Origin of the sequence: Streptococcus loxodontisalivarius, from assembly GCF_016908645.1 — a bacterium.
GTDB classification, from domain to species: domain Bacteria; phylum Bacillota; class Bacilli; order Lactobacillales; family Streptococcaceae; genus Streptococcus; species Streptococcus loxodontisalivarius.
The window spans coordinates 13795-28091 of sequence record NZ_JAFBEH010000029.1 but is presented as its reverse complement, the minus strand read 5'-3'; the positions used below and the strand labels follow the sequence as shown (position 1 = coordinate 28091).

Annotated in this window: 17 protein-coding genes; 15 read left to right on the top strand and 2 right to left on the bottom strand. The window is 41.7% G+C overall.

The features are described from left to right. The first annotated feature begins 332 nt into the window (after positions 1-332). From mvk to JOC28_RS07065, 15 genes are all read left to right on the top strand, one after another. The gene (gene mvk / locus JOC28_RS07135) at positions 333-1211 is read left to right on the top strand and encodes a mevalonate kinase (RefSeq protein ID WP_205010008.1); all 879 of its coding nucleotides are present in this window, start codon (positions 333-335) and stop codon (positions 1209-1211) included. After that, positions 1193-2125: a diphosphomevalonate decarboxylase gene (gene mvaD, locus JOC28_RS07130; RefSeq protein ID WP_205010007.1), complete on the top strand. Its 933-nt coding sequence runs from the start codon at positions 1193-1195 to the stop codon at positions 2123-2125. The genes mvk and mvaD overlap by 19 nt, the downstream gene beginning before the upstream one ends. Before the next feature lies 1 nt (position 2126). After that, on the top strand, positions 2127-3122 hold the full coding sequence (locus JOC28_RS07125) for a phosphomevalonate kinase (RefSeq protein WP_205010006.1): 996 nt from the start codon (positions 2127-2129) through the stop codon (positions 3120-3122). Next, a complete protein-coding gene (fni, locus tag JOC28_RS07120; protein ID WP_205010005.1) occupies positions 3115-4116 on the top strand; it encodes a type 2 isopentenyl-diphosphate Delta-isomerase in 1002 nt (333 codons plus the stop codon). Before JOC28_RS07125 ends, fni begins: the two co-directional genes overlap by 8 nt. Positions 4117-4559: 443 nt before the next feature. Continuing rightward, positions 4560-4952, top strand: coding sequence for a hypothetical protein (locus JOC28_RS07115; protein WP_205010004.1), 393 nt, complete (start codon positions 4560-4562; stop codon positions 4950-4952). A 120-nt stretch (positions 4953-5072) separates the two neighbouring features. Then, positions 5073-5504, top strand: coding sequence for a hypothetical protein (locus JOC28_RS07110; RefSeq protein ID WP_205010003.1), 432 nt, complete (start codon positions 5073-5075; stop codon positions 5502-5504). Positions 5505-5516: 12 nt separating this feature from the next. Then, positions 5517-5813: a hypothetical protein gene (locus JOC28_RS07105; protein WP_205010002.1), complete on the top strand. Its 297-nt coding sequence runs from the start codon at positions 5517-5519 to the stop codon at positions 5811-5813. Between the two features lie 9 nt (positions 5814-5822). Further along, complete coding sequence (locus JOC28_RS07100; RefSeq protein WP_205010001.1) at positions 5823-6512, top strand: DUF4176 domain-containing protein; 690 nt, start codon at positions 5823-5825, stop codon at positions 6510-6512. Between the two features lies 1 nt (position 6513). Beyond that, on the top strand, positions 6514-6897 hold the full coding sequence (locus JOC28_RS07095) for a T7SS effector LXG polymorphic toxin (RefSeq protein ID WP_205010000.1): 384 nt from the start codon (positions 6514-6516) through the stop codon (positions 6895-6897). Positions 6898-7083: 186 nt separating this feature from the next. Further along, positions 7084-8760 carry a polymorphic toxin type 15 domain-containing protein gene (locus JOC28_RS07090; RefSeq protein ID WP_205009999.1) on the top strand — a complete coding sequence of 559 codons (1677 nt, stop codon included), beginning with the start codon at positions 7084-7086 and terminating at the stop codon, positions 8758-8760. Between the two features lie 9 nt (positions 8761-8769). Beyond that, complete coding sequence (locus tag JOC28_RS07085) at positions 8770-9309, top strand: T6SS immunity protein Tdi1 domain-containing protein (RefSeq protein WP_205009998.1); 540 nt, start codon at positions 8770-8772, stop codon at positions 9307-9309. A gap of 400 nt (positions 9310-9709) precedes the next feature. After that, entirely contained in the window at positions 9710-10519 is an 810-nt protein-coding gene (locus JOC28_RS10740) for a hypothetical protein (protein WP_239548911.1), read from the top strand. 180 nt (positions 10520-10699) lie between these two features. Then, a complete protein-coding gene (locus JOC28_RS07075) occupies positions 10700-11389 on the top strand; it encodes a PoNe immunity protein domain-containing protein (RefSeq protein WP_205009997.1) in 690 nt (229 codons plus the stop codon). A gap of 3 nt (positions 11390-11392) precedes the next feature. Continuing rightward, positions 11393-11884: a hypothetical protein gene (locus JOC28_RS07070; protein WP_205009996.1), complete on the top strand. Its 492-nt coding sequence runs from the start codon at positions 11393-11395 to the stop codon at positions 11882-11884. A gap of 359 nt (positions 11885-12243) precedes the next feature. After that, complete coding sequence (locus JOC28_RS07065; protein ID WP_205009995.1) at positions 12244-12732, top strand: immunity protein YezG family protein; 489 nt, start codon at positions 12244-12246, stop codon at positions 12730-12732. Between the two features lie 166 nt (positions 12733-12898). Here JOC28_RS07065 and JOC28_RS07060 read toward each other — a convergent pair whose 3' ends face one another. Both JOC28_RS07060 and pip read right to left on the bottom strand, forming a co-directional pair. Beyond that, positions 12899-13267 (bottom strand): thioredoxin family protein, encoded by a 369-nt coding sequence (locus JOC28_RS07060; protein WP_205009994.1) that lies wholly within the window; start codon positions 13265-13267, stop codon positions 12899-12901. Continuing rightward, positions 13261-14208: a prolyl aminopeptidase gene (gene pip, locus JOC28_RS07055; protein ID WP_205009993.1), complete on the bottom strand. Its 948-nt coding sequence runs from the start codon at positions 14206-14208 to the stop codon at positions 13261-13263. The genes JOC28_RS07060 and pip overlap by 7 nt, the downstream gene beginning before the upstream one ends. Positions 14209-14297 lie beyond the last annotated feature (89 nt).

The window sequence follows — 14297 nt, the reverse complement described above, 5'->3', positions numbered from 1 at the left end:
TGAAAACTGGATAAACAATTATCCTAAGAAAATACTAGGCTATAAATCTCCTAAAGATGTTTTACTAAATGGCTAACTTGCACTTGAAATTTAGCTTTCCAGACTTTTAGGCAAAAAATCGCATTTTCTTAAGCTTTATAGTAAAATAATAGGTGATGCAAAGCCTGATAGAAGCACTTGGAATTTAGCAAAGAGTGGCTTGAACACTCACAATCCTAACTTTCAAGTCTCGGGCATAATTGACAAAAGGATACATTGATGTGATTCATTCACAAAAGATTCTGCTTTCTTTTGGTCAATCTACTATTAAAAAGAAATCGTTAGAAAGTTTTATGACAAAGACATATGGTGTGGGAAAATCCCACAGTAAGATTATTTTAACAGGGGAGCATTCGGTTGTTTATGGTTATCCTGCAATCGCTCTGCCTCTCAAAAATATTGAAGTGGTTTGTCACTTGAAGAAGTCTGATCAAGCTCTTGAATTAGACATTAAAGATCCGCTGTCAACAGCGGTTTTTGCTGCGCTTGAGTATTTGGAAATTGAAGATCGTCATTTGACCTATGACATTGAGTCAACGGTTCCAGAAAAACGTGGTATGGGTTCATCTGCAGCGGTTGCTATTGCAGCCATTCGAGCTGTTTTTGATTACTATCAGAAAGACTTGGACAATCAGGTTTTAGAAATGCTGGTCAATCAGGCAGAAATTATTGCCCATACTAATCCTAGTGGTCTGGATGCCAAGACCTGTCTTAGTGACCAAGCAATCAAATTTATCCGAAATGTAGGCTTTTCTGAACTTGCTATGGACTTGGATGCCCAGCTGATTATCGCTGATACTGGTATTCATGGTCATACACGTGAAGCCGTTGAAAAGGTAGAAGCGCTTGAAGAAAAAGCTCTGCCATTATTACATGGATTAGGACAATTGACAGATCGTATCGAGCTGGCAATTTCAGCGAAAAATCTGGATAAAATCGGGCAAGCGATGACTCTATCCCATCAACTTTTGAAGGAGTTGGGCGTTTCATCAGCAGAAGCCAATCACCTGGTTGATACTGCCCTCTATCATGGTGCCCTAGGTGCCAAGATGTCAGGCGGTGGGCTCGGTGGTTGCATCATTACCCTAGTCAAAGATAAGGAGGCTGCTCTGATTTTAGCGCAGCAATTAGAAGAAGAAGGAGCCGTAAACACGTGGATCGAAAACCTGTAAGCGTCAAATCTTACGCAAATATCGCTATCATCAAGTATTGGGGTAAGGCGGATGCTGCCAAGATGATTCCCTCAACGTCAAGCATTTCGCTGACTTTGGAGAACATGTACACTGAGACCAAGCTTTCTTTTTTGGAAAATGCTAGCGCTGATATCATGTTTATTGATGATATCGAACAAGGAGAAAAAGAACTTGCCAAGGCTAGTAAAGTCCTAGACCTCTTTAGGCAAGACCCTAGTCAACATGTCAAGATTGAAACCTGGAACAATATGCCGACAGCAGCAGGGCTTTCTTCGTCATCTTCTGGTCTGTCAGCCCTTGTTAAGGCAGCGAATGACCTCTTTCAAGCTGGTAAAAGCCAGTCTGAACTAGCTAAGATTGCTAAGTTTGCCTCTGGTTCCTCATCTCGTTCTTTCTTCGGACCGCTTTCAGCTTGGGACAAGGATAGTGGCGAGGTCTATCCTGTCAAGACGGACTTGGACTTAGCCATGATTATGCTAGTTTTAAACGATCAGCGTAAGCCTATTTCAAGCCGAGAAGGAATGAAACTCTGTACAGAAACCTCAACGTCTTTCCCAGAATGGATCAAACAATCAGAGCAGGATTACAAGGACATGCTTGCCTACCTTGCTGCCAACGATTTTGAGAAAGTTGGTCGCTTGACTGAGGAAAATGCTCTTCGCATGCATGAAACGACTAGAACTTCTAGCCCAAGTTTTTCTTACTTGACTGACAAGTCTTATGCCGCAATGGAGCGTGTTAAGGAATTACGTCAGACTGGCGAGCGCTGCTATTTCACAATGGACGCTGGACCTAACGTGAAGGTTCTCTGTCTAGCAGAAGATTTGGAGCGTTTGGCTGACATTTTCCGTCAGGATTATGATGTCATCGTCTCAAAAACCAAGGAACTCTAAGATGAAACAAGTTCAAGTGCAAACAGGTGGTAAGCTTTATTTGGCTGGCGAATATGCGGTGCTGACAGCTGGTCAAACTGCCCTCATCAACTATATTCCAATTTGTATGACGGCGACAGCTAAGCTTGCTCAGACGACCAAGTTGCAGTCGGATATGTTTACTTACAGCGCTAGCCGCAAGCCTGACCCTAATTATCAACTCATTCAGGCTAGTATCGACACCTTTGAAACCTATTATGGACAGTCTTTGCCAAAATTTGAACTAGATATTTCTGGAAAGTTGGAGAAAGATGGTTTGAAATTCGGTATCGGTTCAAGTGGTTCAGTTACAGTCTTGACCATCAAGGCTTTGTCGGTCCTATTTAATCAGGACTTGACGGCAGATAGGCTCTTTAAATTGGCAGCTTATACTCTGCTCAAGTCTGGTGACAATGGCTCCATGGGAGACATTGCCTGTATCGCCTACCAAGCTTTGATTGCCTATAAGTCTTTTGATAGAAAGCTAATAGCAGAGCAGATTAGAAAGCATGATTTAAAAACCGTGCTTGATATGGACTGGGGTTATGAGATTGAGCTGGTGCAAGCAAAATTATCAGCAGATTTTCTAGTCGGCTGGACCAGACAACCTGCTATTTCAAAAGATATGATAACAGCTGCTAAGTCCTTGATTGACCAGACCTTCTTACAAGAAACGGAAAAAGAAGTCCAAATCTGCAAAGAAGCACTGCTGTCTGCTGATAAAAATCGTCTAAAAGACAGTCTACAAAAGGTATCAGACCTCTTAGAAGGTCTCAGCTCAGCTATTTACGTTGATAAATTAAAAAGCCTCAAGGAGGCTGAAAAAGGACTAGATATTATCGCAAAATCTTCAGGCTCAGGCGGTGGAGACTGCGGTATTGCCATCAGTTTTTCTCAGGAAGATAGCCAAATTCTCCTCGACCGCTGGCAGGATGCTGGCATCGAACTCCTCTATCAAGAAAGGTGGAATCATGACTAATCGTAAAGACGATCATATCAAGTATGCGCTCAAGTACGAGTCACCCTACAATGCCTTTGATGATATGGAATTGATTCACACTTCCTTACCGACCTATGATTTGGCAGAGATTGATCTGTCGACACATTTTGCTGGTCAGGACTTTGACTTTCCATTCTACATCAATGCTATGACGGGTGGTTCGGAAAAAGGCAGAGCTGTCAACCGCAAGTTGGCTCAGGTAGCGGCAGCTACTGGTCTGGTTATGGTGACAGGATCTTACTCGGCTGCGCTGAAAAATCCAGACGATGATTCTTATGATTTTCGTTCTGAAAATTCTGACTTGCTCCTTGCCACCAATATCGGTATCGATAAGTCTGTTGACTTGGCTCAGCAAACCCTTGATCAGATGAATCCTATCTTTCTACAAGTCCATCTTAATCTGATGCAGGAACTTCTCATGCCAGAAGGTGAACGTGAATTCCGCTCTTGGAAGAAGAATCTGACGGATTACATCGACCGACTCGAAAGTCCCTTGATTCTCAAGGAAGTCGGCTTTGGCATGGATAAAAAGACCATCAGCTTTGCTATTAGCAAGGGCTATAAAACCTTTGATATTTCAGGTCGCGGTGGTACTAGCTTCGCCTATATTGAAAATCAACGTGGTGACAACCGTTCTTACCTCAATGAATGGGGACAGACGACCCTTCAATCCCTTCTTAATCTGCAGGACTTAGTTGATGAGACAGAAATTCTTGCCTCAGGCGGTGTTCGTCATCCGCTGGATATGGTCAAGTGCCTTGTCCTAGGAGCTAGAGCGGTCGGTCTATCACGGACAGTTTTAGAGCTGGTTGAACGTTATCCTGTTGACAAGGTCATCTCAATTATCAACGGTTGGAAAGACGATTTACGCCTGATTATGTGTGCCTTGGATTGTAGGACAATCGCAGAGCTTAGACAGGTAGATTATCTGCTCTATGGCAGACTAGCTGAAGCGAATCCTCAAAAGAAATAGAAAGAGGTTGGGCAAAAACTAAAATTTTAGCCTTACAATTAAAATTTGAATATTAAAAAATAGCTTAGAATCAATGTTTCTGACAACACAGTTCTAAGCTATTTTCTATGTTTAAAGACTTTTTGCCCAGCCTCTTTAGGTACATTTGAAGCTTTGTATCGTATCTCTACTCCACATCAAAGCTTTAGTGATGAGCTTGCCATCAGTATGCGACAAGTACTTAAAAAGCTACCGCACGAGCCACACAGAACTCTGCAGGCAAGCATCGTATTGAACGGAGCCGTCAGCATACCAATCGGTCAACTAAAGGAATGGATCTAGGACTTTGAAAAACTTTCCGAGAGAAACTTGACACAAACGGAAGAGAAGGGCGTCTTGATATCGCTTATCGAAAATGATAAAATGAGAAAAACGTTTAAGAATAATAGCAGGGAAATAGTGTTATGGATAAATGGGATAAGGTTAGAAGCGAAGCTCTAACAGAAACAAGAGTGTTAGAGGATATGGAAAGAGACCACCGCCAATTGCAAAGGCAGTTTGATGAAGACTATTCTGATATTAATGCCCACCGCTTTAATATTGAGAGTCAGATTGAGGGTAGATATTATGACATTCAAAGACTGCCTCAGAATGAGCTTTATGATTTTAATCATGCAAGAGAGGCCCTCAATTTATATCAGGAAGCTAACGAGGAGTTTTATCTGTTTCGCAAGCGCTTGCTAGATGATGCACTAGAGCGTGAAGAGATGGAGTATCAAAAAAAACACCGTTCTCAGCTAGAAAAAGTGGACTCTTTGCGTGCTGAAATGAGAAGAATTGCTAATGGATGGAACTAAGACAACAGGTGTTTAGAAAATGTTATCGTTTTCTAATAATTATTTTAATTTATTTGAGTATAGAAATTATTTATAGTATACTAGATTTGTTACAGGTTTCATTGTCAGGAGAGTAGTTGAATGGAAATATCATCATCAGAGAAAGCAACACATAATAATTACTGTACTAGTGAAGCGCAGCGCTTCGAAGGAATGGCAAGCAATTACGAAAGTAACCTCAGGGATGCTCAGGCCAAACTAGAGAGGTTGCGAGAGGCCAAGAAATCTTTGGATCAAGAGATTGGAGACTACGGAGATTTTCAGGATAATTTTAAGGCTGATCTGCAGACCAATCTTGCAGATGACTCGTTTAAGGGGGACATCAGAGATAAATTTGACAAAAAGACTCAAACGGCAGTATCGGATATAAAAGCTGATTTAAATGTCCACCAGGCGAATGCAGCTTCGCTGGATGCTAAAATTGCTGTGCTTGAAGCCTCAGTGGGTGATTGGTCTACTGCTCTTTCCAGTGCAGTAGATGCGGCGGTCAGTTTTTGGAATTCTATTTGGTAAGGAGAACCAATCATGGGAACGATAGTAGGGGTTGATAAGGAGACATGGGACAGCAATATTGCTGGTCAGGCAACAGCTGTTGCAGCTATTGAAGCGCTAACGGCGGCCAGTTTGGAGAAAACAAATTTGAGCCGGCTGACGAGTATCATTGATTTAGAGGCTAAGTTTAACACGGTTTTATCGTCTCTTCAGACTTATACAACAACGAATACAGCTAAAATGAAAGCTGTTGGCGATACGATTGTTCAAGAAGACGCCAGTCTGTCTGAACAGATAACAGAAAATACCCATACAATACGATTTAAATGAGGTGTGAAGATGGAACCATTAGAAACTATGCAGGAACTGCTGAAGGAAGCCGATTTTGAACAATTCGAAGTAAGTGAAGATTTGGTTCGCTTCATTCGAAAATATGGCTACATGGCTGGTATTTTTAACGAAGCTTATCAGGTTTTTGTCAGCGGCGGAAGTCACTATCACTACAAATCCTTTTTGGATAGAGAGTTACATTGCTTGTTTGCTCAGTCGCCAGATGAGGTTATTGTATCCGGAGATGATTATTCGTTTACCTGTTCGCGTTCGGATTTTATGACTTTGGTGGCGCTTATTGATATGGTTTACACGCCTATCTATCCTCTTGGCACAGTCGTTGAGCTTGATGTGGATAAGATGCCTCCTATCTTTAAAAAGTCACTGGATGATACAAAGCTGATGGTAATGTTAACCGGCCGCAAATTGCAATTGCGGGAAGGTTATCAGCAGTATATTCTTGACTATGTCGGCCGTCTTTGGCCGCATGGTGAACAGCTGGGCAGCGCCCAGTTTCGTGTGTCTAATCTAATGATAAAAAAGGTTGTCTTTGAAGGTTACCGTGATGACAGAGAAGAAGAGCGTGCTGAGTTTCTTAGGGCGAGACAAATTGCTAAACGTCAACGCTCAACTGCTTTCATGAGTCCTAAGGAAGCAGCTGCTTATTATCAAATAGGTTTTAAGAGAAAGGAGCATTAAAATGGGATTTCATGTTGATATGGCGGAGCTTCTGAAAGCCCAGTCAACTCTCTCCAGCGAGGCCAAGACCAGAATCAGTGAATTGGATGCAGCCAAGTCTGCTACCAACACCCTCATAGAAACAGGTGCCCTTTACGGTCAGGTCGGAACAGCAGTCTATAATCAGCTCAATAACTATGATGCCGCCCTGCATGTGGGCATGGCCGATGTTCTGACGGTGCTCTCCAGTGAACTGGGCTCTGCTATTGCCAGCTTCCAAGAGGATACGGGAGAAAGCAATGAATCCGCAGTCTTGGATGAAGCCTATCTGACCGACCTGTCGAAAAAACTAACCTCCTACAAGGAAACCAAGGCAAACTTAGAATCCAATATCACCGCCATTTAAGATGATATTGCCGATATTATTGACCTATCGGGGCCTTCCTCCAACTATGATGAGGATTCTGATGCGGCAGCCAAGGTTTTAACCGATACAATCACCAAGGTAAATGATTATAACAATGCCGGACCTGCCAGTTCGGCTTCTTCTTTATTGGATGTCTACAGCACTACCCTAAGTTCCCTGCAGACCTTGACAGGGATTTCTTACAGTGACAGCCGCTACGCTGCCTTTACGGGCAGCACGGCCTTTGGGGATGGGGTTAAGACCATGGACGATGACCTGCAGAAGCAGATAGCTCAGGCAAAGAAAGCAGAGCAGGAAGCCAAGAAGAAAGCAGAAGAAAAAGAAGAGGCTGATTGGAAGAAACACCACCCTTGGGAAGCCTACATAAGGGAATGCACGGATTGGTGGAGTGACCTGTGGAAGGATAATGCAGAAGGGACTGATCCTGTCACACAATTGATCTACGGGGCCTTAGGAGGAGTGACCAATACCGTAGGTGGCCTGCTTGAGGGTGGTGTGAGTCTGGTGCATTTAGGGATAGAACAAAACAAACAGTTGCTGGGCATTGCTTCTGACTGGGAAAGGGCTGACGTCCAAGGAACCATAGACAGTGTGGTGGTTCTAGGACGGATGGCTATTGGGGGGCTCACCTACCTGTCTCCTGTCCCGCAAATCGCTTTGGATGTGATGCCAAAAGGGACTCCTGCAGATGAGCTGATTTCAGATCAGCAGCTCTTTAAGGATACATTGTCCGGGATTGGGAAACAGGTTTGGACGGATATAAGTGAGGGCGACTGGTATGCCATGGGCGGTTATGCCTTTGAGGTTGGGAGTCTCTTTGTTGGCGGCGGCTTGGGCAAGCTTGGCAAGACCGGGGAGCTTGCGGAGGCGGCAGACAGCATCAGTGATGTGACTAGAGCTGTCACAAAGATGGATGATCTCAGTGACTTATCTAAACTGCGTTACTTGGATGAGGCAGTAGGCTTCAGTGATGAGCTGATGGATGCCAACAGCCTGCGAAAATATGCGGAAGGGTTAGAAGCCGCTGCTCAGAGTGCTAAGGTCAAGATGGCTGAGGTGCTAGATGATTTGACCATCAGTTTAAAGACCACCTACGGCTATGCGCAAGAAACGGTGGATAACGTAGTGGACACCATTCGTAGTATTGAATTACCGACGATATCTCCGCAGTATGCTTATGTGGCAGAGGGAAGCGTAGGTGAGGTGACTACAATTGGCGATGTTATCGCTAGCCTTAGAACCCCATCTCGTCAGACGGTTCTCAGTGATGGGAATGACCTCGCTTCGGTTTCAAGTAAATTGGATGAGGTGGTCTCCAACCATCAGCTCTACCAGAGTAGTGATGAGGTTGCACGCTTAGAGAAAATTGAAGTTGAATTTAATCACAACCCTAAGCATGACGAAATCGAGTTTTCCCGTCAACTGGCTAATCAGGAAAAGGGCATGAATGAGCTCACTGTTCAAGAATACCTTGATAACCGTGAAAAGTATATCGCAGAAGGTCGTGCTATAGAGGGAAATGCGGCGCAACAGGCAGCACGTAAAGAAGCATTATCAAGAAAGTTTCAAGAGTTAGTTGAATCGGGTATGTCACGTGGCGATGCGACAACCGAAGCACAAAAATGGCTGGATACTCAGGCAGCACTCCATAATCCCGACCAAATTGCTGGCGGGAACCCATTCAAAATTGGTGGAATGGGAGATAGAGCGATTAACTCTTCTATCGGTTCTCAGTGGAAGTATCGTATAGATGTTGTGGATGAACAGATTCAAGTCATGGCTTCCAAGATGACTCCCGAACAATTGCGAAATACCTATTTAAATGTTAAACTTACTTACTAGGAGGAAGAGATGCTTAAAGACTTTCATAAAGTGGCGGATATGCCTCAAGAAATTATTGAGAAATACAAAGACCAGATTCCAGTAGAATTGCTTCAGATTTGGGGAGAAGACGGTATAGGAACTTTTCTTGACGGTTATCTAAAGGTTATCAATCCAGATGATTACTTGGAATTAGTTCAAACAACCTATTTTAGGGGAGAAGTTTCTATCCCTATCTTTGTGACAGCTTTCGGAGATGTGATTACCTGGGAAAAAAGAGAATTCTTAGGTATTGTAAAGTATAAAGATGGGACGTTTGATATTTTCTTAGAAAATATGCCAATGTTCCTGAAGTTTTTATCTGATAAAAGTTTTACAGACGATTATTTTGAACTCCCTCTTTACCAAGAAGCTGTTGAGAAGCATGGTCAGTTGGACTATAACCAATGTTTTGGATTTGTCCCTTTGCTTGCTTTGGGTGGTTTTAAAGATACCGACCACTTGGATAAAGTAAAAATTATTGAACACATCATGCTTATTACGCAGTTAGCTGGCAATATTGGAATGTGATAATAGTTGGATAAACCCGAGCTTGATACTTGGGTTTATTTGCTTTTTGATAAGCTCTGCTATTTTCAACAAAGTAGATTGTCATCTAAAGAACATAGACAGTGTGGTGGTTCTGGGACGAATGGCTATTGGGGGTCTCACCTTCCAGTCTCCTATCCTGCAAGTCGCTTTGGATGTTATGCCAAAAGGGACTCCTGCAGATGAGCTGATTTCAGATCAGCAGCTCTTTAAGGATGCATTGTCCGGGATTGGGAAACAGGTCTGGACGGATATAAGTGAGGGCGACTGGTATGCCATGGGCGGTTATGCCTTTGAGGTTGGGAGTCTCTTTGTTGGCGGCGGCTTGGGCAAGCTTGGCAAGACCGGGGAGCTTTCGGAGGCGGCAGACAGCATCAGTGATGTGACTAGAGCTGCCACAAAGCTGTATGACCTTAGTGACTTGTCTAAACTGCGTTACTTGGATGAGGCAGTAGGCTTCAGTGATGAGCTGATGGATGCCAACAGCCTGCGGAAATATGCGGAAGGCTTGGAAGCTGCTGCCCAGAGTGCTAAGGTCAAGATGGTTGAGGTGCTAGATGATTTGACAGTCAACTTAAAGACCACCTACGGCTATGCGCAAGAAACGGTGGATAACGTAGTGGACACCATTCGTGGTATTGAATTACCGACGATATCTCCGCAGTATGCTTATGTGGCAGAGGGGAGTGAGGTCACGACAGTTGGGGAGATCATTGATAGCCTCAGCACCCCTACCCGTCAGACGGTTCTCAGTGAGGGGAGTGACCTCGCTTCGGTTTCAAGTAAATTGGATGAGGTGGTCTCCAGCCGTCAGCTTTATCAGAGCAGTGATGAGATTGCTGGTGTGGCGGATGAGGTTACAGGTGTTATTGATAACGTAACCTGGGAAGGTACTCAGTGGGAAAATCACTTGGATGACTTGCATCAGAAGATGCTAGCAAACAACACCCCCGTAAGCTCTGAAGTTCATACTATCGACGAGATTGCCCAGCAGCAAGCAGAAATATATAAAGTTAAGTCGGGAGAATCTGAACTAATAACCAATTCAAGGAAGGGAAACTTTGGTGAAATGGTTCAGGATGAGTACTACCGTCAGTTTGGTTACGACCGAATTAGTAAGGACATGGTGACAGGTCTGGAAGATGCTGGTCACACTGGAATTGACGGAGTCTATTACAATCCCGATGGATAATATTTGGATTAATAAACGTCTTGATAAAGCAGTTAGTGAAGAACATGCTGCAAAAATCCGAAAATCTTTATTTATAGGTGATAGTAACGTTCAAAGTAACCTGTTCAATATTAATAAGGAGGGTAAGATTATTATTAATCAACTAAATGAGAAGGCTAGGAAAATGAAGTGAGGTTTACAATGTTTAGAGATAAATATAGAAATGAAGACTATTTTGAAAAAAGATTACAATTTAATGTCAAAACATTTTATGAATTTGAAGAATTAAAGAAAGATGTACTCGAAGAAAGATTGAGCTATTTTTATTTATCGCAATTGGGATACTCGAATAAATTACTTACTATTAGTTATTCTTTAGGGAAGTCACCTGATGACATCTTTAAATGGTTCAAAATTAGTTTACATTATTTTGAATTATTCTATGAAACTTATGGTAGTACGTATGACTTAATTGATTATTTTTCATTAGCAGTCCTTTTTGAAGACCGCAAAGAAGAATTTATCGAAGACATTGAGAAAGTTTTCCAAAAGTATATGACTTTCGTTGATGCAGGCGACCAATTACAGGACGATTTTATTGATTTTCTTGGAGTCTATTTGTTGCAAGGCGATGTTGTTAATTTCCATTCTCACCTAGAATACCTCAATCTGATGGGAGATACCGTTGAGTCTGTGATTGAAGCGCAAAAATTCTGGTACTATGCCCATTCAGAGGCATTCTGGTATAATTCACATTTGCGAGATACTGAAAGTTATTATGGCTACTGGAGCTTTGACACAGCTGCTTTATGTAAGATTCGTGGGATTTATGATGAACGATTTAAGGATATGGATTTCTTCCCTTATGATTTATTAGTACAAGAGGAGTAAAAAATGTTTGAACTAAAACCCGAAATCAAACAAGCACTAACAGACATGGACTTTGTGCAACAATATAAAAATTTATCAGATGAATTCGCATCAGATATTATTCCATATGATGAGCGTTTAGATAATATTGATATAAGTAGAGTTCTTCAAATTATTGAGGATTTAGGTTATAAGTCTTCATACGATAGACGTGAAAAATTTTTCAAAATAGAATGCAGAACAGTTCATAATCCTATACTTCGATTTAATACCCATCTTGTTTTAAGAGAAGGAAGTATTGAATTAATTTGGAGTGTTACTCATAATCATAAAGTCATAATGGGACCTGATATTGGCTATCTTCCAGTTTTAATAGATAAAAAAAATCCGCCTATTCCTGACCCAGTTGTTATTAGTTATAAGGAACTAAAGGAGGTTCTCAAAATCAATTTTGACATGTTCAAACAATTTCAGGATTTGTTGATTGCTTATTATGAGAAAGAAGACAATAGCTAATAGTTTCTAATTTATAGATTCAGTCAATTAGTGGATAATAATCTATAAGCTCAAGTATAATTCTTGGGCTTATAATTTTTGATTACTAAACAGCTCTGCTATTTTCAAAAAAGGTGATTGTCATCTAAAAAAATATAGACAGTGTGGTGGTTCTGGGACGAATGGCTATAGGGGGTCTCACCTACCTGTCTCCTATCCTGAAAGTCGCTTTAAATGAAATTCCACATAAGAGAGTATCCGTGGAATTGAACCTATTTATTCAGGAGAATCTTTGAGACCAGATAAGTTTGAAGTTAGTTATCATATTGACGGGGATCGACCTAAATTTTTGACAATTAGAAACCAAGTAGGAGGGTGATATGACTGTTGAAAAACAAATTCAAGAAAAAATTGAAGCATTAATGCACAATGTTGATGAGTCTATTCCAGTAAGATGGGAAGAAGTATATGTCAATGTAGAAGTATCTGAAGGTGGTGGAACGGTTTATTTTTATTTCAAACCGAAAAACGAGATGGAATTTCATTATAGTGTTTCAATTCCACAAGATTTTGATGTAGATGAGCGTATTTTTAAATCATTTTATAGAGAACAATATCATCTCAGTGAAGAGTTATGGCATATATTTGTAGACAACGGATTACCAGTTTGGTCTAGCGCGATTTTCTCTTATATCCACGGTAAGTTAACTGTTCAATTTGACTACAGTCCTTGGGTAGAATCTCCTTATGGTCTAAACGATCGTATGGATTTCTTTGAATATAAATATTTAAAAATCAAACCTAAAGATAGTAAAAAAGAACGACTTTTTCAAAAAATGGAAGCTTATCAAAAGCAGTTTAATGACTAGACCATTTTAGTAAAAAGAAGTAGACTTACGTTAGGTAATAATAAATCTGAATTTGACACTTGGGTTTATTTTCTTAATCAAAATACTTGGACAACTAACAGCTCTGCTATTTTTAAAAAAAGCTAAAAAGAAATAGAAAAACGAGACAAGCCAAGCTGTCTCGTTTTTAGCTGTCAAATGATAGAAATTCCTGAATTTTAGGAAGTGCAAGCGAGGACTGGCATTTGACTTCAATCTGTCCATTTTCCATATGAATGAGAGCTGGTACTGTTTTGATGCCGTGTTTTTGACGGAAGTCTGCTTGTTGCCTGCCATCATCTCGACTATCCAGAAAATAGCAGGTTTCAGTCTGTTCAGTTTCTAGCTGACTAAGGCGTTTAGCTTGCTTACGGCAGTAGGAGCAGGTCGGCCTTGCTAGAAAGAGGTTGGCAGACTGATTCTCGGTCTGTAATTTTAGAAAATCTTCCAGACTGATGTCAGTAAAGGCCAAAATATCTTGATAAAATTCTTCAATCTGTTCTTGACTGGCTACCATGAGACTTCCTCCTTAAAGTCCTCCTGAGCCCTGATTAAAGCATCGATGATTTCGGGTTCAGAGCTTGAATGCCCAGAAATGGTGTAAGTCAGCTCTGCATTTTCCAAACAATCAAAAAGTTCCTTGGCACCGCTAGGTCTACAATCGACATCGTAGCGACCGTGGATGATTTTTGTTGGAATTTCTTTTATCTTATAGGCATCTCTCAGCAGTTGATTCTCCTCAAGGAAGCAATCATTGACAAAGTAGTGGCTTTCCATAGTTGCCATGGCGACATCTTCATCACTTATCTCTTCCGTCACATCATCTGGATGTAGGTAGATAACCGTATTTTCAAAGCTTGAAAAGGCCTTGGCATAGGTCAAACGAGTTTCTCTATCTGAGCTCGTCAAATACTTGTAGTAGCTGGAAACATTGTCTTTTTGTTCCTCGGCAGTCAATAATGAGCAAAAGTCCTCATAGGCTTCTGGGAAAAATTGCCCAGCACCGCCTTGGTAGAGCCAGTCCATATCCTCTTTACGAGCTAAGAAAATCCCACGTAAAATAAGTCCCTTAACAGACCGTGGAAATTGCTCCGCATAGTAGAGTGCAAGCGTTGTTCCCCATGAACCACCGTGAACCAGCCATTGCTCAATATTAAGATGCTGACGCACTTCCTCCAAGTCTTTAGCTAGGTCCTCTGTCGTGTTCTGTCTTAATTCAAGAAAGGGAAGGCTACGCCCACAACCTCTTTGGTCAATACAGATGATTCGATAGAAATCGGGGTCAAGAAAACGTCTAGCCCAGTCACCGCAGCCGACACCAGGTCCACCATGGAGATAGACGACTGGAGCGCCATTTGGATTGCCAGATTCTTCAACATAAATCTGGTGCAGATCATCTACTGCAAGCAGAAAATGATTGTAGGGTTCAAGTGGTGGAAAGAGTTCTTTGATAGACATCCAGTTCTCCTTTGCTAGTCATAATGATTAAAATTACCTTCATTATAGCATAAAAGCCTAAGAGAAGTGAGCGTTTTCTTGCTTGTCTT

Coding starts and splice junctions, on each gene's coding strand:
- mvk (WP_205010008.1), top strand. CDS start 333: ATGACAAAGACATATGGTGTGGGAAAATCCCACAGTAAGATTATTTTA.
- JOC28_RS07125 (WP_205010006.1), top strand. CDS start 2,127: ATGAAACAAGTTCAAGTGCAAACAGGTGGTAAGCTTTATTTGGCTGGC.
- fni (WP_205010005.1), top strand. CDS start 3,115: ATGACTAATCGTAAAGACGATCATATCAAGTATGCGCTCAAGTACGAG.
- JOC28_RS07115 (WP_205010004.1), top strand. CDS start 4,560: ATGGATAAATGGGATAAGGTTAGAAGCGAAGCTCTAACAGAAACAAGA.
- JOC28_RS07110 (WP_205010003.1), top strand. CDS start 5,073: ATGGAAATATCATCATCAGAGAAAGCAACACATAATAATTACTGTACT.
- JOC28_RS07105 (WP_205010002.1), top strand. CDS start 5,517: ATGGGAACGATAGTAGGGGTTGATAAGGAGACATGGGACAGCAATATT.
- JOC28_RS07100 (WP_205010001.1), top strand. CDS start 5,823: ATGGAACCATTAGAAACTATGCAGGAACTGCTGAAGGAAGCCGATTTT.
- JOC28_RS07095 (WP_205010000.1), top strand. CDS start 6,514: ATGGGATTTCATGTTGATATGGCGGAGCTTCTGAAAGCCCAGTCAACT.
- JOC28_RS07085 (WP_205009998.1), top strand. CDS start 8,770: ATGCTTAAAGACTTTCATAAAGTGGCGGATATGCCTCAAGAAATTATT.
- JOC28_RS07075 (WP_205009997.1), top strand. CDS start 10,700: ATGTTTAGAGATAAATATAGAAATGAAGACTATTTTGAAAAAAGATTA.
- JOC28_RS07070 (WP_205009996.1), top strand. CDS start 11,393: ATGTTTGAACTAAAACCCGAAATCAAACAAGCACTAACAGACATGGAC.
- JOC28_RS07065 (WP_205009995.1), top strand. CDS start 12,244: ATGACTGTTGAAAAACAAATTCAAGAAAAAATTGAAGCATTAATGCAC.
- JOC28_RS07060 (WP_205009994.1), bottom strand. CDS start 13,267: ATGGTAGCCAGTCAAGAACAGATTGAAGAATTTTATCAAGATATTTTG.
- pip (WP_205009993.1), bottom strand. CDS start 14,208: ATGTCTATCAAAGAACTCTTTCCACCACTTGAACCCTACAATCATTTT.